The following is an 18878-nucleotide window of genomic DNA, read 5'->3' as shown; positions in this document are numbered from 1 at the left end:
TCCTTTGTTGTTTTATTTTACAGAGGCCGTAGAAATGTAAACCATTCTTAAAAATGCAGTTTGCAAGCAAATTGCAATACTCAATGAGTAGTTATATTTGCCAGTCAGGCACTCATCAGGTGTCAGCAAGATAAAGTAATATCAATACATTACACCCTCATCAAAATCTTGAGGCTGGTAACAGGTGATATAACTACCCACGCTAAGATTTTTCTTTTCATGCTTCATAAATTATGGGGCTCGGGAGCCTTTTATCGCTCCTACGCAAAAGAGATAACTCACCTGTATAACAAATATAACAAATTAACCACGAGCATAGAGTATGGAACAACCGAAGATTCATAGTTTTAATAATTCTCGGGATCGGATTTTCGTACCTGAGAATTGCACTGGAAGAATTAAAAATCTCATCCGGACAGAAAAAAATACTGCGCCAGTCATGCGTGAGAGTACAGGGAAAGCTCAGGGCAGTGACAGAGCAGATACCTGTGTAGTCAGTTTTGGCACAGTATAAGAGGTGGCTGCAATGAACAAAATTTATCGTGTTATCTGGAACAGCACACTGCGGGTCTTTCAGGTCTGTTCTGAACTGGTGAACGGGAAACAGCAGGTCTCATCCGTAAGCCAGCCCCCCCCCACTGTTATTTGTTTAAACAATATCTCCTTTACCCACCCTCTTCCTTCACGACTGCGTGTGCTTTCTCTACTGGTATTGATGGCCCTGCCCGGTACCTCCTTTGCTGACCTGGTCGTGGACAGCAGTCTGGGTACCCCTAATCTGTCCGTCACCCAGGATAATCCTTATGCTGATGCCGGCAATATTATTGTGGGCAGTACCAGTGGCGGAACGGGAGACCTCACCATCAGTAATGGTGGCGCAGTCACGGGTGGCACCAGTACGGTTGGATTGTCAGCCGGAAGTTCGGGAACCCTCACGGTGGACGGCACGGGCTCGGTACTCAACACGGCGGACATGACTGTGGGACATGCCGGCGAGGGGATGTTAGCCATTACCAATGGCGGTGTTGTAAACAGCACTGCTGGCAGCACGATTGGACACCTTGCTGGCAGCAAAGGTGTGGTTGATGTCAGCGGTGGCAGCCAGTGGAATTTATCGGGACAAAAGCTGATAGTGGGCAGCGCAGGCACGGGAACGCTGAACATCTCCGGGGGGAGTTCAGTGATGATTACCGATAATTATGGCGTGTCAATAGGTGCTGGCGGTAAAGCCACTATTGATGGTACAGGTTCCAGCTTGTCATACGGAAACGGCGGCCTGCAAATTAGTGGCGACCTCGATATCACCGATGGCGGACAAGTCATCGGCATAAGAAATCTTAACCCAATCACTGTAAGCAGCGGCGGCACGCTCAGGGTCGACGGCACAGACTCCGGACTGACTTCCGGAAATTTTACCGTGAATGACGGCGGCTTAATGGCGGTGACCAACGGAGGCAATGTCGCCACTCACGGCACTTCCGGTGATACGATCAATGGTACGGTGACGGTGGATGGCGCAGGTTCTGTATGGACGGACAGTGGCAACTTTTTCATGGGGACCGTTACCGGCACCACGCCTACAATAGCCATTACAAACGGAGGTGTTGTCAATCTTGCGGCGGGTGGCAGCATGCAGACTAATGACGCGACCTCCCGTACTCTCATTACCATTGATGGCACAGCCTCCCGTCTCAGTATGGGCGGAACCTTTAACATGCAAGGTAAAAACCCGGCAGATCCTACCGCCATACTGGTCACTAATGGGGGGGCGTTGAGTACGTCTACGATTAACATTGGCAGGCTTGTAGGGAATATTGCCAGAATTACGGTAGACGGTAATGGTTCCACCTGGACAACAGCATCTACGACGAACATAGGACTCCAGGGTTCTGGTGCCGTGAAATTAACTGATGGCGCGGAGATGACCGGTAGCTTCATTGCGGTTGGCGCGCAGGAAGGCAGTACAGGCACATTTGATGTTAGTGGCGGAGCCCGAGTGACTCTCATTAACGCCAGTGGAAAGCTCCAGGGGCTGAACGTGGGTGCTGGCGGTACGGGTACTCTCAATGCCAATACCATGGCTGTGGTTACCGCAGGGAGCACCAATATTGGCACGCCATATTATACTGAAATTGGTTCTGGCCTCGCCAATGTTGATGGTGCAGGTACTGAACTGAACACCACCATGCTGACCGTTGGAGACCGTGAGCAGGGTACACTTAATATCACCAATAGCGGCACCGTGAACAGTAGTGGTGCCGGCATGTTAGGTAATACAGCCTCCCTTACGGGTAATGCTTCGGTCATCGGAAATGGTGATGGCACGGTGAATGTCAGCAGTCATTCTCAATGGAACCTCATTAATGCTGGCGGAGCCAGGCAGACCCTGACTGTGGGCGGTAGTGGTACGGGCACACTTAATATCAATACCACAGGCACCGTTACCGCTGGCAATACGACCATTGGCAGTACTGTAACAGGTACGGGCACTGTTAGTGTGAACGGAACCGATGCTGTGCTGAATACGGTCGCCCTGACCACAGGCAGTAATGGTACAGGTACGCTCACCATTACTGACAGCGGTGTGGTGGACAGTACTGGTGCGGGCGTTATCGGTGGTACGACGGGAAGTACAGGTGTTGTCGATGTCAGCAGCGACGGTCAGTGGAATCTTCTCAATGCCGCTGGCGCCGGACAGACGCTGACCGTGGGCAGTGGCGGTACAGGGACCCTCAATATCAACACCACCGGTACCGTTACGGCTGGCAACACCAATATAGGTAATGCGGCGACCGGTGTGGGTACGGTAAATGTGGATGGTGAAGATGCCGTACTGAATACTGCCACCCTGACAACGGGGGTTAATGGTGAGGGTGAACTCACCATTACTGATAGTGGCGTCGTGAACAGCACAGGAACGGGCATCATCGGTTATGCCGCAGGCAGTGCCGGGACTGTCACCGTTGATGGTGCGAATTCGCAGTGGAACCTGACCAGCGTCCTGACTACGGGGGCTGCAGGTACCGGCACGATGGCGCTGACTAATAACGCCAGCGTCGCCAGCTACGGGGGCATCGTGGGCAGTACCGGAACCGGGACAGGTACGGTGGATGTCAGCTCGGGTGGTCTGTGGAATGCCGGTATGGGCGCGTTGAAGGTGGGTGATGCGGGGACCGGTATCCTGAATGTCAACACGACCGGTACAGTGGCGGCAGGTAACACCACGATCGGCAACGCAGCGGCGGGGACAGGAACGGTTAATGTCAGCGGCGTGAATGCCGTGATGAATACGACATCGTTGACCACAGGCGCCAGTGGTCAGGGCACCCTCAGCATTACTGATGGCGGCGTGGTGAATACCACCGGTGCCGGAATGGGTACCGGCATCACAGGCAGTGCGGCAGGAAGCACCGGTACTGTGACAGTTGATGGTGTGGGTTCGCAGTGGAACCTGACCGGCAGCCTGACCACGGGGGCTGCCGGTAACGGGACAATGACCCTGACCAACAATGCCGTTGTGACCAGCAAGGGCGGCGCTGTGGGTGCTACCGGTGCGGGTAACGGCTCGGTGGACGTCAGTAATGGTGCCGTGTGGAACAGCGCAGCATCAGACCCTGGACAGAATGTCAGCCTCATTGTGGGCAATGCTGCAACTGGCACGGTCAACATTCATGACGGCGGTACTGTTGATTCTTCTTCCGCTATCCTAGGGAATGCTGCAACGGGTGATGGCTCCGTGGCGGTGGACGGTCCGGACTCAGTACTGAATACCGTTGACCTGACGGTGGGTCAGTCCGGAACAGGGTCACTGGATATCACAAGTGGTGGCAGCGTAAGTGTCAGCGATACCAGTATAGTCGGTGCGGGTACAGGCGGTACCGGCACGGTCACGGTGGAGGGCGCTGATTCTCAGTGGCTGACTGACAGTCTGGTTGTGGGCGATCTGGGTACTGGTACTGTGACGCTCACTGATGGCGCGTTATTGCAGGCCAGCGGTCAGAGTATCATTGGCAAATCAACCAGTGGCCACGGCACGATTAATGTCAGCTCCGGTGCGGTGTGGGATAACACCACAGATATGCTGGAAGTGGGATTATCAGGAACCGGCGCGCTTAATATCAGTGCGAACGGTACAGTAAACGCAGACAGTTTTGTTGTCGGAGTGGCTGCCGGAGGTGAAGGTACCGTGATTGTGGACGGTGCTGATGCCGTGCTTAATACCGGTGTCGCTTCAGGTCCGCTCTGGGCCGTGGGGTATATGGGAACCGGTGACGTCCAGGTCCGCAATGGCGGTCTGATGACGTCGAAGAGCGGCTCAATAGGCCAGCTTTCCGGCAGTAACGGTACCGTTACTGTCAGCAGTGGCGGGCAGTGGACCATCGATAACAGCACCCTGCCCGCGCTGGTGGTGGGCGATGCCGGAACCGGGACGCTCAATATTAACGCTGGCGGTAACGTCACGGCTGATGGCATTACGACTGGTGCGCAAGCCGGCGGTACAGGTGTGATAAACGTCAGTCAGACAGGTCATCTGGAAATCGCAGATCTGACAATTATCGGGCAGTACGGCAACGGGACCCTGAATATCACTGAAGGAGGGACCGTAAACAGCAATGACGGTCTCATCCTTGGGGGACTGAATGGCCCAACACAGCCGGGGGCCGGTACCGGGATCCTGAATGTCGAAGGGCCGGGTTCGACGCTTATCCAGAACGGTGTGGTTGGTATTGCCGTAGGACAGGCAGGAACAGGCGTCGTGAATATCCGGAACGGAGGCGTGGTCGTCAGTGAACAAAGCGGCGTCGGTGCCGGCGCGTTAGCAACCACTACCGGCTCCATCACTGTGGACGGCGCGGGCTCCCTGTTGCGCACCCCGTTCCTTTATCTGGGAATGGCAGGTGCCGGCACCCTCACCCTCAGCAACAGCGGTACGCTTGATACCAACAATCCGGTGGCGCTGGCAATGCAGGCCGGCAGCACCGGCACACTTAACATTGGCGCCGCCCACGGTGAGGCGGCAGCAGGTGCCGGGCTTATCACCGGTGCTGACAGTGTGAACATGGGGGCAGGCAGCGCCACCCTGGTGTTTAACCATACGGAGACGGACCCGACCACGGCGGGCGGATACCAGTTCACGCCGCTGATTACCGGCAACGGTACCGTGATGCAGGACGCAGGCCATACGGTCCTGAGCAAAGAAAACACCTTCAGCGGTGCCACACTGGTTAACGGCGGCACGCTCACCACCACCGTGCAGTCCACCACGGGCAATACCGGTCTCGGCACCAGTACGGTGAACATTGCCGCACCGGGAACGCTGGACGTCGCCGGTGCCACCACCGACGGTACGGGGAATTTCACGTTCAGTAATGTGCTCACCGGCAGCGGTCTGCTGAGCGTGGACCTGGCGTCTGCGGACGACATCTTTGCTTTTAACCCTTCAGCCGGAACAGCCTTTACGGGCACGGTGGACCTGCAGGACAGCACCTTTGCCCTGTCCGGGGATAACGCCGCGGCGCTGACCCAGGCCATGCTGATGACCAGCAGCGGTAACACCACAATGGTAAGCGGAGGGGTTCAGCATACCGACGGTCTGGCCTTTAATGGCGGCACCCTGGCGCTGGATATCTCCCTGCCCGGTGCGACACAGTCTGACGGTGTTCTGCAGACTGGGACACTGGTTGCCGGCGCAGGCACCTTCAGCCGTAACGGTCGTGACCTTCAGGCAAGCGGGACAGGCAATGTTCAGGTGACGCTGACGGACCCGTGGAATGACCCGGGTCTGACGGCAGACCCGGACACCACCCTGAACCTGCTGCAGCAGGATGACACGCACGCCGATATTCAGCTTGTCCAGGCCGATACGGTCATCGGCTCCGGCGGCGCCCTGACGCTCATCGACCAGAACGGGAATGCTATTGGTACCGACGAAAGTATTGCCATCGCGCAGTACGGCACGGTTGTGGCTGATGGTCAGTACGGTATCCGCCTGACCACCGCGCCGGGAGACGGTCTGTATGTGAACTACGGCCTGAAGGAAGTGGATATCCGTGCCGGGAAGACGCTGACGCTGGCTGAGTTCGCGGGAGCCAGCGGTGCAGATGCGGACATGTCGGCGAAAATCTCCGGGACGGGTAATCTTGCCATCAGCACCGACGGACTGGTTTCCCTGTCAAATGGTTTGAATGACTACAGCGGGACCACGCTGGTTCAGTCCGGGACATTACGGACGGATGCAGACGGCGCGCTGGGTGACACCGGCGAGTTGCATATCTACAGCACTGCGAAAGCTGACCTGAACGGTTCTGAGCAGACTGCCGGTCAGCTGGCGGGTGATGTCGATTCTGTCCTTAACATTAACGGCGGTACGCTTAACCTGACCAGTGGCGGCTACAGCAACGGCAGCCTGACCGGAGCCGGGAGTCTGAATGTCACCGGCGGCACGCTGATGATCGACGGTGCCAACAGCAGCCTGAGCGCGACTACCGCCATCAGCAGTGACGCGCAAGTGGTGATGAATGATGCGCAGGGCGCAGGTACCGGTGATATTAAGGATAGCGGCACCCTGACGCTGGACGGCATAACGGGTTCACTGGTGAACCGTCTCAGCGGACAGGGGATCGTATCGCTGAGTAACGCAACGGATGTGATGGCGACGGCGGATAACCGCCTGTTTACCGGGACCTGGGATGTTACAGATGGAACCCAACTGCATGCTTCCGGGACGGAGAACACGGGAACGGCAACGGTCAATACCCACACAACCGGAATCCTCTCACTGGATGCCTTTGACGGTAACCTGGACAGCCGGGTTACGGGTGCCGGTACGGTAGCCCTGACCGACAGCGCAGATGTGACGCTCACGGACACTGGCAGTCCGTTTACCGGTACATACGATGTACAGACCGGCAGCACCCTGCACGTCACGGACGCCACACTGCCTGCATCGGCCAGCCTGAACGACAACGGGCTGATTGATCTCGCCACAGCAGGCGCTTTCACCCTGCGGAATGTCCTGACCGGTGCCGGTGTGCTGCTGGTGGATACCGCAGACGAAGCATTTAACTTCTCATCAACAGCAGGCAACGCCTTTAGCGGAACCGTGGATCTGAGCAATGCGACACTGGATCTGAGTGGCGTGAACACCTCTGCCCTGACCAGCGCCATTCTGAAAGCGAATGTCGGCAGTATCACTACGGTGGCAGACGGAGAGCAGACCATCGGTGGCCTCACCTTTGCCGGGGGTGAGATGGTATTTAACGCGACGGCACCTGATGGGAAAGTGGCTGACAGCCATGTCACCGTCGGCACGCTGGATGCAACCGGTAACAGCACGGTGCAGATTATCATCCCTGAGACCTATGTTCCTGGCCACGAGACCGACACCCGGGCGTCCCTGATGACCCAGGATGAGGCGAATGTGAAACTTGATCTGGTCAGCGCCGCTCAGGTTACCGGTAGTGGTGGAAACCTGATACTGCATGACCAGAATGGCAATACCATCAGCGATGCCACGGAGGTGGATATCGCCCAGGGCGGCACCACGGTGGCTAAAGGCACCTGGGATTTCCGCATGACCACCACCGGGACCACCGGCAGCCAGGATGGTTTGTATGTGAACTACGGTCTGAAAGAGCTGGACATCCTGCAAGACCAGACCCTGACGCTCGACGGAACACCGGATGCTACCGGTGCCGCCGCAGACCAGTCTGCCCGCATCACGGGTAGCGGTAACCTCGCCATCAGTACAACGGGCAGTGATGTGCTGTCGCTGTCCAACAGCGGCAACGACTACACCGGTGACACCACCGTGCTCAGTGGTACCCTGCGTACGGATGTGGACGGTGCGCTGGGCGCCACCGCGACGCTGGCAATTAACAGCGGTGCGAAAGCAGACCTTAACGGCACCACCCAGTCAGCTGGACGCCTGAATACCCTGCAGAACGGAACGCTGGCACTGAATGACGGAACGCTGAATCTGGCACAGGGGGGCAGCGTACAGGGAGAAATTACCGGGGGTGGTCAGCTTAATGTGAACGGCGGCGTCCTGACAGTGGAAGGGGTAAACAGTGATATGACGGCCGGTGTAGCGGTGGCTGACGGAGCCACTGTCATGCTGGCTTCACCTGACACGGTTCTGGGTGGCGTGGATGCCGGTGATGTGACGGTGGCATCTGGCGGCATGCTGGCCGGACAGGGGCTGGTGGGAGGGAATGTCGTGAACAGCGGGATGCTCATTGCCATGAACGCCCTGCCCGGACATGAATCGGCATCGGCAGGCCTCCTGACACTGGGCGGTAACCTGAGCAACAGCGGGACGGTGAACCTTGCCGGCAGCAAAACGGGTAACCAGTTGGTGGTCAATGGTAACTACACCGGCAACGACGGACAGCTGTCGCTGAACACCACCCTGAACGGCGACAACTCACCGACGGATAAACTCACCGTTCACGGTGATACCCGCGGCAACACCCGTGTTGACGTGAATAACGTCGGCGGTACGGGTGCGCAGACGGTGAACGGCATTGAACTGGTGCAGGTTGATGGCAACTCAGCCGGTGACTTTGCGTTAGAGAACGGTACCGTTGAAGCCGGGGCCTATGTCTATACGCTGGCGAAAGGAACCGGTGAGGCGGCGAAGAACTGGTATCTGACCAGCAAATGGAATGGCGCAGTACCCGCGCAGGACCCGCCGGTAGTCGATCCGACCGCCCAGGACGCGTTGCGCCCTGAAGCCGGTAGCTATATCAGCAACATCGCAGCGGCCAACACCTTGTTTAACCACCGTCTGCATGACCGTCTCGGTGAACCGCAGTACGCCGACGCCCTGCGTAACGGTGATGACAGCGTCACCAGCCTGTGGATGCGCCACGTTGGCGGTCACGAACGTTCAAGTGCAGGTGACGGTCAACTGAAAACCCAGAGCAACCGCTATGTGCTGCAACTGGGTGGCGATATCGCGCAGTGGAGTTCTGACGGTCTGGACCGCTGGCACCTGGGCGTGATGGGAGGGTATGCGAACGAGCACAGCAACACCCAGAGCAACCGCGCCGGGTATGGTTCTGACGGTCGCGTCAGCGGCTACAGCGCCGGTCTGTACGGCACCTGGTACCAGAACGATGCTGATAAAACCGGTATGTATGTGGACAGCTGGATGCTGTACAACTGGTTCGACAGCAGCGTGACCGCCGACAGACGTGAGCGCGATGAGTACAAATCCAAAGGGCTGACCGCCTCTCTGGAAGCCGGCTACACCCTGAAAGCCGGGGAGTTCTGGGGCAGCGAAGGCACACTGAACACCTGGTATGTGCAGCCGCAGGCGCAGGTCACCTGGATGGGCGTGAAGGATGATGCGCATCGCCGTAAAGACGGAACCCGCATCGAAACGCAGGGCGACGGCAATATTCAGACTCGCCTCGGGGTGAGAACGTATCTGAGCAGTCACCACAAAATGGATGACGGTAAACAGCGTACCTTCCAGCCATTCGTGGAAGTGAACTGGATCCACAATACGGAAACCTGGGGCGTGAAGATGGACGGAACGACGGTGAGTCGTGACGGTGCCCGCAACCTCGGCGAAGTCCGCACTGGCGTGGAAGGTAAGCTAAATGATCGCCTGAGCGTGTGGGGCAGCGTGGGCGTGCAAATGGGTGACAAGGGCTACAGCGACACCCAGGGCATGCTGGGTGTGAAATACAACTGGTAAACCACTGAAGACCATAGCGCCGGGAGTACCGGCTCTATGGTCAGGTTCTGTTATCTGTAATAAGAGTAACGACAATAATAAGAAGAGGGATGAATGATACGTTTATTAACCGGAGTGACGTTATTTTTTATATCCGCTGGATTTCAGGCTCAGGCCGTATTGCCTGATGGCGCTGATGCTGCGGTACTACAGGAGCGTTACGGAGACTGGGTGGTTATTTGTCAGGAAAGTAAGGAGACAGCGGCTCCGCAATGTACCGCACTGCAGGTGCAGACAAAGGCGGGTGTCAGAGTCCTCTCTGCTGAACTGAGGGGTGACACCGAGACGTCCTTAACCGGAAAGCTGACCCTGCCATTTGGACTTGCGCTCGCAGAAGGTGTCACGCTGTCTGTCGACGATAAGCGTCTGGATACACTGCATTTCAGTACCTGTGTACCAGAAGGATGTATCGTTCCTGTGCAGTGGGATAAAGAGCAAGCGAAGGAATTGCTGAAAGCGAATAAATGGACGCTAACGGGAAAGAATTCAGGCGATGGTGCTGAGACAATTGAACTGCAGTTGCCGGTTAATGGACTGGATAAGGCTCTGCAGCGTATTCAATTCTTACAGGAGGAAAAAACTGACACACCACCGTCTCCATGAAAGGGAAACCCTACATGACTGAGCATTGGGGTTTCCGTCCTCCTTTTCGGTGATAATGCTATGGCACTATCATTTTGTTGCGGTTTCATTTACGGCAGTGCCGGAATTGTGTGAGTGATATACGTTGTTTTTAAGCGCTATCTGGAGCACAGGAAAGTAATGATTAAAACAAAGCAGGAATGGCTTTTCCAGTTAAGGAAATGTACCTGTCAGGCAACGCTGGATAAAGTCATCGAAAAAAATAACGATGAACTGGTGAATTTTTACGCAGCAGCCGACCATCGACTGGCGGAGATAATAACGAACACCCTGTATGACAAAGTGCCGGCAGCCGTATGGTCGCTGGTTCGTTAAAAAAGAGGTGATCTTTTTATACCTTCCGGGCGTCCTCTCGCTTCAAGCGAGCCTCATCCAGAGATATATCAGGATTAACACCGACAGGGAATTTTTTCTCATTTCAGGGAATATAACGGATAAAAAGCGAATTCAGTAGAGGTGTATTGACTTCGAAATGGCGCCCCCTACAGGATTCGAACCTGTGACCGACGGCTTAGAAGGCCGTTGCTCTATCCAGCTGAGCTAAGGGAGCATTGAACTGTAATGCGGACTGACACAAAACTGGTCGGTATTATACGTTCACAACCTTAGCGGTCAATGGCTTTCCTCTCAACTGCTTGAGTTATGAGCATCCCGTCTGTTTGCAGGGCAAATCCCCTTCAGATAACCCTCTAAAACAACGCCAATAGTAAGCGGTAACTGACAACCGCCTTCACTTCTGACAAAATAGCGCCATCCCCTTTGACGTGAAGTAACAGATGGAATCCTCTCTCTGATGGCAGCAAAGATTATTGACGGTAAAACGATTGCGCAGCAGGTGCGCTCTGAGGTTGCTCAAAAAGTTCAGGCGCGTATTGAGGCCGGGCGTCGAGCCCCTGGCCTGGCGGTAGTGCTGGTAGGCAGCAACCCGGCTTCGCAGATTTATGTGGCAAGCAAGCGTAAAGCCTGTGACGAAGTGGGATTCGTCTCCCGCTCGTATGACCTGCCGGAAACCACCAGCGAGGCGGAACTGCTTGAGCTGATTGATACGCTCAACGCCGACAACACTATCGACGGTATTCTGGTGCAGTTGCCACTTCCGGCAGGCATCGATAATGTCAAAGTGCTGGAACGAATTGATCCGGATAAAGACGTGGACGGTTTCCATCCTTACAACGTCGGTCGCCTGTGCCAGCGCGCCCCGCGTTTGCGCCCCTGCACGCCGCGCGGGATTGTCACCCTGCTCGAACGTTACAACATCGACCTCTATGGGCTGAATGCGGTCGTGATCGGTGCCTCTAACATCGTGGGTCGTCCCATGAGTATGGAACTGCTACTGGCCGGTTGCACCACTACGGTGACCCACCGCTTCACCAAAAATCTGCGTCATCACGTTGAGCATGCCGATCTGCTGATCGTTGCCGTCGGGAAACCGGGCTTTATTCCAGGTGAGTGGATCAAAGAAGGCGCTATCGTGGTTGATGTCGGCATCAACCGTCTGGAAAATGGCAAAGTCGTCGGCGACGTGGTATTTGAAGACGCTGCCGCACGTGCCTCGTACATTACGCCCGTACCGGGCGGCGTGGGGCCAATGACGGTCGCCACACTTATCGAAAACACGCTACAGGCGTGCGTTGAATATCACGATCCTCAGGACAATTAATATGGCAACCTTTTCTTTAGGCAAGCATCCTCACGTTGAACTGTGCGATTTGCTGAAACTGGAAGGCTGGAGTGAAAGCGGCGCCCAGGCGAAAATGGCGATTGCCGAAGGTCAGGTAAAAGTTGACGGCGCGGTAGAAACCCGCAAGCGCTGTAAAATCGTGGCCGGCCAAACCGTGAGTTTTGCCGGACAGACCATCACCGTAACAGCCTGAGCGGTCTGACACCTCAACCCGATCTCTCCTTCGGAGATGTCGGGTTGAGGCTCCCCTTCTCCTCCCCTGTCACCCTACGACCATAGCGGTTAATTATCGATCAACTTCAAAGAATCGCGATTTCATTTGATGAAGCGTGAAATTTCAGTTGCGCAAAATCCACGCCTTCATCACGATAAGTAGAACGTTCTACTATAACGTTCTACTTACAATAACAGCGTCAATAAAAACGCTACTCGGGGGAATCAGCATGAGTCTGATATCAGGGTTTGTTAAATCGTTGTCTAAATTATCAATGATTGGTCGCGCTTTAATGCTGCCAATTTCACTACTTCCTGCTGCGGGCCTGCTGCTGGCCTTCGGAGATAAATTCCATCTGCCGCTGATGATGAACGCAGGCGGCGTTATCTTTGATAACCTGCCGATGTTGTTTGCTATCGGCTCTGCCGTCGGTCTCGCTTCAGAATCGGGTATTGCCGCGCTGTCGGCGGCGGTCTCCGTGTTTGTCACCAATATCACCATCAGTACGGTGCTGAGCATCACGCCGGAGATGGCCTCCCAGGGCGGCAAATACGCGATGGTGGTCGGAATCCCGACCCTGCAGATGGGCGTCTTTGGCGGTCTGATCTGCGGTATTCTCGCCGCCTGGTGTTACAACCGCTTTCACACCATGCAGTTGCCGGAATTCCTCGGTTTCTTCTCCGGTAAACGTTTTGTGGCCATCGCCACCGCGTTTCTCTCCTTCGTGCTCGGTCTGCTGCTGCCCTACGTCTGGCAACATATTCAGTCCGGTATCGATGCGCTCTCGGTGGTGGTTAACGGCGATAATCAGGCGGTCTCAACCTTTATCTTTGGCCTGGTTGAACGCGCGCTGATCCCGCTCGGTTTACATCACATCTGGTATCCCTCTTTCTGGTATTCCTTTGGGGATTACACCACTCAGGCCGGCCAGGTGATCCACGGCGATCAGACCATCTGGTTCAAAATGCTGGAGGAAGGGGTCAAATCCTTCAGTAGCGATACCTATCAAAACGCCGGTAAGTTTATGCAGGGCGAGTTCCCGCTGATGCTGTTCGCGCTGCCTGCGGCATGTCTGGCGATGTATCACGAAGCACACACGAAGAATAAGAAAATTGCCGCCGGTATTCTGTTCTCGGCGGCGCTCACCTGCTTCCTGACAGGGATCACCGAGCCGGTTGAGTTCACATTTATCTTCGTGGCACCGATTCTGTACGTCTTCAACGCCGTGATGGCGGGTCTGGCCTATATGACCATGTACCTGCTGCATGCGCATATTGCCAAATCGTTCTCCGCCGGTTTCATCGACTATCTGTCGTTTGGCATTCTGCCGTCCTTCAATGGTTATCAGACCAACTTCCTGAACGCCATTATCATCGGTGTGCCGATGGCGCTGATTTACTACTTTACCTTCCGCTTTGTCATTCGCCGTTTCGATATCAAAACGCCAGGTCGAACCGAAGTGACCGCCAATGCCAACGACAAGACGGATACGGAAATTGCCACTGAAATCATCGGCCTGCTGGGCGGTGCGCAAAATATCGACTCCGTCGGCTCCTGCATCACCCGTCTGCGTCTGGAAGTGGCGAAAAGCGACGTGGTCGATAAAGACGGTCTCAACGGCCTCGGCGCGCGCGGCGTGGTCTTTGTCGGCGACAACGGTATCCAGGTGATTTTCGGTGCCAGAGCACAGTTTATCGCCCAGACCATGTCCACGATGATCGGCAAATAATAAGATGTCTGAGTGACACGTCTCCTGTACGCTGGGAGACGTTGTTGTATCAGGCTGATAACCGGTAATTTTCAGGGAGCGATTTTGAAGAAAGTCAGCATTATTGATGTGGCAAAGCTGGCGGGCGTTTCGGTCTCAACCGTTTCGCTGGTGCTACGCCAGAAAGGGAAAATCTCAGAGGCAACCATTGAGAAGGTTCATGCCGCCATCAATACGCTTGGCTATGTCCATAACATCGCCGCGGCGAATCTTCGCGCTAACACCTCTAATTTGATCGGCCTGATCCTGCGCGATTTTAGCGACAGCTTTTCCATCAAGGTAATGGCAAGCATTGTTCAGGAACTGGAAAAAAACGGTTTTATGGTTTTTCTCGGCCAACCGCTTAACGATGGCGATCACCTGGAGCGCTGTCTGCTGTCGTTTAAGCAGCAGGGCGTCGCCGGGGTGATTTACCTCGCCTCTGATAATCGCGCCTCAACATTGCCAGAGAAAATCCGCCACTGCCCGCTACCGCTGGTGGTGGTGTCTCAGTCGCTACTGGAAGACAAATGCGATCTGGTGATGCGCGATAATCGCCAGGCCGCGAATCTGGCGACCCGCTACCTCATCGAGCGCGGGCACCGTAATATCGCCTATATCGGCGGTCAGGAAGGCTGCCACATTCGTGAGCAACGACTGCTGGGTTTTCGCAGCGCGATGACGCAGAACGGCCTGGTGTATCGCGAAGAGTCCGCACCAGCCTGTAGTGACGACACTCAGGCGGCGGGGCTCGCCACACGCCAGTTACTGGAAAAAAACAACACCTTCACCGCCCTGCTTTGCCATTCTCCCGCCGCGATGATTGGCTCGTTCTCCGGCATTCATCAGGTTGGGCGCACGGTCGGGAAAGATGTTTTCCTCACGCAACAGGTTGCCCTGATTGGGTTCGAAGACATGCTCCACGTGAATCTGACCTCGCCGTCATTGACCTATGTTTCATCCGCCAGTGAAGAGACCGGACGCCAGGCGGCAGTCCTTATGATGCGCAAACTGAAAGAGCCGGCGCTACAAATCCAGCGCATTACCCTTTCCGGTCAACTGGTCGTGCGCGAATCGGCATAAATTCGGAATTCACCCGCCTCCTCTCCCCGCTTGCCACTGCTATATTGCTATGATTTGCCAGGGATAATGACAATGCCTACCGTTATCACGCACGCCGCCGTCCCGATTTGCCTTGGGCTGGGTCTGGGACTGAAAGTCATTCCTCCACGTTTACTGTTTGCCGGGATCGCGCTGGCAATGCTACCGGATGCCGACGTCCTTTCATTCAAACTCGGCGTGTCCTACGGGAACGTGTTCGGACACCGAGGGTTTACCCATTCTCTACTGTTTGCGTTGGTGGTCCCGCTGCTCTGCGTGTGGATGGGGCGGCGATGGTTTAAAGCCGGGTTAATGCGCTGCTGGTTGTTTTTGACGGTTTCGCTGCTGTCGCACAGTCTGCTGGACGCAATCACTACCGGCGGCAAAGGAGTTGGCTGGCTGTGGCCGTGGTCGGACGAGCGCTTTTTCGCACCATGGCAGGTGATAAAAGTCGCGCCGTTTGCCCTGTCGCGCTACACCACGCCGTACGGGCATCAGGTCATTATTTCCGAGTTACTGTGGGTGTGGTTGCCGGGTGTACTGCTGATGGGGATGCTGCGGTGGTACCGGAAGCATTGAATTGCCGGATAACGACGCAAAACGTTTTATCCGGCACGGCTCAGGTATGTTGTCGACCGGATAAGGCGTTAGCCGCCATCCGGCAAGAACGTTACTTACGACGCCAGGTCGTCCCCTGCGGGCCATCTTCCAGCACGATGCCCATTTCGTTCAGACGGTCACGCGCCGCATCCGCCGCCGCCCAGTCTTTGGCTTTACGGGCATCCAGGCGCTGTTGAATCAGCGCTTCAATTTCCGCGACTTCACCGTCATCCGCCTGCGCACCGCTTTGCAGAAACGCTTCCGGATCCTGCTCCAGCAGTCCCAGCACGCCAGAAATCTTACGCAGATGTGAGGCCATCGCGTTCGCGGCGGCCATGTCTTCGCCTTTCAGACGATTCACTTCGCGCGCCATGTCGAACAGTACGGAGTAGGCTTCCGGGGTGTTGAAATCGTCATTCATCGCCTCAACAAAGCGCGCTTCAAACGCCTCGCCACCGGCTGGCGCGACCGACGTATCCGTCCCGCGCAGCGCGGTGTACAAGCGCTCCAGCGCAGAACGCGCCTGCTTCAGGTTCTCTTCACTGTAGTTCAACTGGCTGCGATAGTGGCCGGACATCAGGAAGTAGCGCACGGTTTCCGCGTCGTAATACTTCAGCACGTCGCGTACGGTAAAGAAGTTACCCAGCGATTTGGACATCTTTTCGCGGTCAACCATCACCATCCCGGAGTGCATCCAGTAATTCACGTACTCACCGTCATGCGCACAGGTGGACTGGGCAATTTCGTTTTCGTGGTGCGGGAACATCAGATCAGAACCGCCGCCGTGGATATCAAAGTGATTACCCAGCTGTTTGCAGTTCATCGCGGAACATTCAATATGCCAGCCAGGACGGCCTGCGCCCCACGGTGACGGCCAGCTCGGCTCGCCCTCTTTGGACATCTTCCACAGCACGAAGTCCATCGGGTTACGTTTCACATCGACCACATCCACGCGCGCGCCGGCCTGCAGTTGGTCCAGATCCTGGCGCGACAATTGACCGTAGTTTGGGTCGGTCGGGACATCGAACATCACATCGCCGTTATCCGCCACATAGGCGTGACCTTTAGCAATCAGCTGTTCAGTGATTTCAATGATTTCAGCGATATGGTGAGTCGCGCGCGGCTCCAGGTCCGGACGCAGAATATTTAGCGCATCAAAGTCGTTGTGCATTTCGGCGATCATACGATCCACCAGCGCGACAAAGCTTTCGCCGTTTTCATTTGCGCGTTTAATGATTTTATCGTCGATATCGGTGATGTTACGCACGTACTTCAGCTTGTAGCCCAGAAAGCGCAGATAGCGCGCCACCACGTCAAACGCCACAAACGTACGGCCATGACCAATATGACAGAGATCGTAAACGGTAATACCACACACGTACATGCCGACTTCCCCGGCATGAATGGGTTTGAATTCCTCTTTTTGGCGCGTCAGTGTATTAAAGATTTTTAACATCGAAGATTCCGTGTAAGACGTGTGTGGATAACAAAGTCTGTATAATACCCATAATTCGGACGGGAAGCAGCACACTTTGCGAGGTGATCGCAGCGTGCGGTTATGCTATAACACCTCCCTAACTCTGACCCTTAGTTGGGTTAAAGCACTACTATATCGGAACAGGATGCAAAAATGGTTACTTTCCACACTAATCACGGCGATATCGTAATCAAAACGTTTGATGATAAAGCGCCTGAAACAGTTAAAAACTTCCTGGACTACTGCCGCGAAGGTTTTTACAACAACACCATTTTCCACCGTGTGATCAATGGTTTTATGATTCAGGGCGGCGGTTTTGAGCCTGGCATGAAACAGAAAGCCACCAAAGACGCTATCAAAAACGAAGCCAACAACGGTCTGAAAAACACCCGTGGTACGCTGGCAATGGCGCGTACTCAGGCTCCGCACTCTGCAACAGCGCAGTTCTTCATCAACGTTGCCGACAACGACTTCCTGAACTTCTCCGCCGAAAGCATGCAGGGCTGGGGCTACTGCGTCTTTGCGGAAGTGGTTGAAGGGATGGACGTGGTTGACAAAATCAAGGGCGTTTCTACCGGTCGCAGCGGCATGCACCAGGACGTACCGAAAGAAGACGTCATTATCGAAAACGTGACCGTCAGCGAGTAATCGTGACGACACTGTTTATTGCAGATCTACATCTCTGCACGGAAGAACCGGCGATCACCGCCGGTTTTCTGCGTTTTTTAGCGGGTGAAGCCCGTCAGGCCGACGCATTGTATATCCTGGGCGACCTGTTCGAAGCGTGGATTGGCGATGACGATCCCAACCCGTTACATCGTGAAATCGCTGCCGCTATTAAAGCGGTTGTTGATTCCGGCGTCCCCTGTTTCTTTATTCACGGTAATCGTGACTTCCTGATTGGCAAACGCTTCGCCTGCGAAAGCGGCATGACGTTGCTCCCCCAGGAAAAAGTGCTCAATCTGTACGGTCGCCGGGTGCTTATCCTGCACGGCGATACGCTGTGCACCGATGACGCGGGTTATCAGGCATTTCGCGCAAAAGTCCATCAACGCTGGCTGCAAACGCTGTTCCTCGCCCTGCCGCTGTGTATTCGCAAACGCGTGGCCGCCCGAATGCGAGCCGACAGCAAAGCTGCTAACCGCAGCAAATCGCTGGAAATCATGGACGTCAACCCACATGCGGTGATCGCAGAGATGGAAAAACATCATGTCCAGTGGCTGATTCACGGCCATACTCACCGTCCTGATGTCCACCCGCTCACGGCTAATGGCGAACCCGCCTTTCGCGTCGTGTTAGGTGCCTGGCATACGGAAGGATCGATGGTTAAAGTCACGCCGGACGATGTGAAACTGATCGCTTTCCCGTTTTGAGAAAAAGCCCCCTCATTATCGACTGGAATACTCGCGATGATCATTAGTGCCAGCCGTCGCACCGATATACCCGCTTTCAACAGTGAGTGGATGTCAATATTGCTACGCGACTTACAATCAACATCAAGCCAACAGCAATTTCAAAAAGCATGATCCACAGAGTCCCTTTTTGTCAGGAGGCACAGAGGGGGTTGATCCGCTCCTGTTAGAACCGGTACGTTTCCAGCGAAATCTCTTTTGACATCGCAGGAAGCCTTAAAATCCAGCTACGCAACCGTTTTCCTTGGCGTTGTATCGT

General features: G+C 55.3%; 11 protein-coding genes and 1 tRNA gene. 10 read left to right on the top strand and 2 right to left on the bottom strand.

All coding sequences use genetic code 11. The features are described from left to right. Positions 1-526 precede the first annotated feature (526 nt). The 3 genes from KI228_RS06395 to KI228_RS06385 all read left to right on the top strand — a co-directional run bounded on the left by KI228_RS06395 (position 527) and on the right by KI228_RS06385 (position 10702). On the top strand, positions 527-9706 hold the full coding sequence (locus tag KI228_RS06395) for an autotransporter outer membrane beta-barrel domain-containing protein (protein WP_141227469.1): 9180 nt from the start codon (positions 527-529) through the stop codon (positions 9704-9706). A 93-nt stretch (positions 9707-9799) separates the two neighbouring features. Then, the gene (locus KI228_RS06390) at positions 9800-10348 is read left to right on the top strand and encodes an invasion associated locus B family protein (protein ID WP_052517383.1); all 549 of its coding nucleotides are present in this window, start codon (positions 9800-9802) and stop codon (positions 10346-10348) included. A 162-nt stretch (positions 10349-10510) separates the two neighbouring features. Then, entirely contained in the window at positions 10511-10702 is a 192-nt protein-coding gene (locus KI228_RS06385) for an Hha/YmoA family nucleoid-associated regulatory protein (protein ID WP_044265302.1), read from the top strand. Positions 10703-10860: 158 nt separating this feature from the next. On the opposite strand, the gene KI228_RS06380 is transcribed toward KI228_RS06385, so the two are convergent. Then, positions 10861-10937 (bottom strand) — tRNA-Arg (locus tag KI228_RS06380). Positions 10938-11180: 243 nt separating this feature from the next. Here KI228_RS06380 and folD point away from each other — a divergent pair. The 5 genes from folD (at position 11181) to KI228_RS06355 (ending at position 15709) form a co-directional block, all read left to right on the top strand. After that, entirely contained in the window at positions 11181-12047 is an 867-nt protein-coding gene (gene folD, locus KI228_RS06375) for a bifunctional methylenetetrahydrofolate dehydrogenase/methenyltetrahydrofolate cyclohydrolase FolD (protein ID WP_043001513.1), read from the top strand. Between the two features lies 1 nt (position 12048). After that, positions 12049-12261: a ribosome-associated protein YbcJ gene (gene ybcJ, locus KI228_RS06370; RefSeq protein ID WP_043001514.1), complete on the top strand. Its 213-nt coding sequence runs from the start codon at positions 12049-12051 to the stop codon at positions 12259-12261. 250 nt (positions 12262-12511) lie between these two features. Then, positions 12512-14011 carry a PTS transporter subunit EIIC gene (locus KI228_RS06365; protein ID WP_043001515.1) on the top strand — a complete coding sequence of 500 codons (1500 nt, stop codon included), beginning with the start codon at positions 12512-12514 and terminating at the stop codon, positions 14009-14011. A gap of 84 nt (positions 14012-14095) precedes the next feature. Continuing rightward, complete coding sequence (malI, locus tag KI228_RS06360; RefSeq protein ID WP_043001516.1) at positions 14096-15112, top strand: Mal regulon transcriptional regulator MalI; 1017 nt, start codon at positions 14096-14098, stop codon at positions 15110-15112. 72 nt (positions 15113-15184) lie between these two features. Beyond that, positions 15185-15709: a metal-dependent hydrolase gene (locus tag KI228_RS06355; RefSeq protein ID WP_061070447.1), complete on the top strand. Its 525-nt coding sequence runs from the start codon at positions 15185-15187 to the stop codon at positions 15707-15709. Positions 15710-15800: 91 nt separating this feature from the next. Here the strand turns inward: KI228_RS06355 and cysS are convergent, their stop codons facing one another. Continuing rightward, the gene (cysS, locus tag KI228_RS06350; RefSeq protein ID WP_043001518.1) at positions 15801-17186 is read right to left on the bottom strand and encodes a cysteine--tRNA ligase; all 1386 of its coding nucleotides are present in this window, start codon (positions 17184-17186) and stop codon (positions 15801-15803) included. Positions 17187-17360: 174 nt separating this feature from the next. Between cysS and ppiB the strand changes: the two genes are divergently transcribed. Together ppiB and lpxH are read left to right on the top strand one after the other, a co-directional pair. Beyond that, on the top strand, positions 17361-17855 hold the full coding sequence (gene ppiB, locus KI228_RS06345; protein ID WP_042324369.1) for a peptidylprolyl isomerase B: 495 nt from the start codon (positions 17361-17363) through the stop codon (positions 17853-17855). 2 nt (positions 17856-17857) lie between these two features. Then, the gene (gene lpxH, locus KI228_RS06340) at positions 17858-18580 is read left to right on the top strand and encodes a UDP-2,3-diacylglucosamine diphosphatase (RefSeq protein WP_061070448.1); all 723 of its coding nucleotides are present in this window, start codon (positions 17858-17860) and stop codon (positions 18578-18580) included. Positions 18581-18878: the final 298 nt, after the last annotated feature.

This window comes from Citrobacter amalonaticus (assembly GCF_018323885.1).
In the GTDB taxonomy this organism is placed as follows: Bacteria; Pseudomonadota; Gammaproteobacteria; order Enterobacterales; family Enterobacteriaceae; genus Citrobacter_A; species Citrobacter_A amalonaticus.
The sequence above is the reverse complement of the archived record's forward strand: the minus strand, read 5'-3'. Positions and strand labels throughout refer to the sequence as shown.

What these genes read in the sequence shown, in the direction of transcription:
- KI228_RS06365 (WP_043001515.1), top strand. Translation starts at nt 12,512, where the DNA reads ATGAGTCTGATATCAGGGTTTGTTAAATCGTTGTCTAAATTATCAATG.
- ppiB (WP_042324369.1), top strand. Translation starts at nt 17,361, where the DNA reads ATGGTTACTTTCCACACTAATCACGGCGATATCGTAATCAAAACGTTT.
- folD (WP_043001513.1), top strand. Translation starts at nt 11,181, where the DNA reads ATGGCAGCAAAGATTATTGACGGTAAAACGATTGCGCAGCAGGTGCGC.
- cysS (WP_043001518.1), bottom strand. Translation starts at nt 17,186, where the DNA reads ATGTTAAAAATCTTTAATACACTGACGCGCCAAAAAGAGGAATTCAAA.
- KI228_RS06395 (WP_141227469.1), top strand. Translation starts at nt 527, where the DNA reads ATGAACAAAATTTATCGTGTTATCTGGAACAGCACACTGCGGGTCTTT.
- ybcJ (WP_043001514.1), top strand. Translation starts at nt 12,049, where the DNA reads ATGGCAACCTTTTCTTTAGGCAAGCATCCTCACGTTGAACTGTGCGAT.
- KI228_RS06390 (WP_052517383.1), top strand. Translation starts at nt 9,800, where the DNA reads ATGATACGTTTATTAACCGGAGTGACGTTATTTTTTATATCCGCTGGA.
- KI228_RS06355 (WP_061070447.1), top strand. Translation starts at nt 15,185, where the DNA reads ATGCCTACCGTTATCACGCACGCCGCCGTCCCGATTTGCCTTGGGCTG.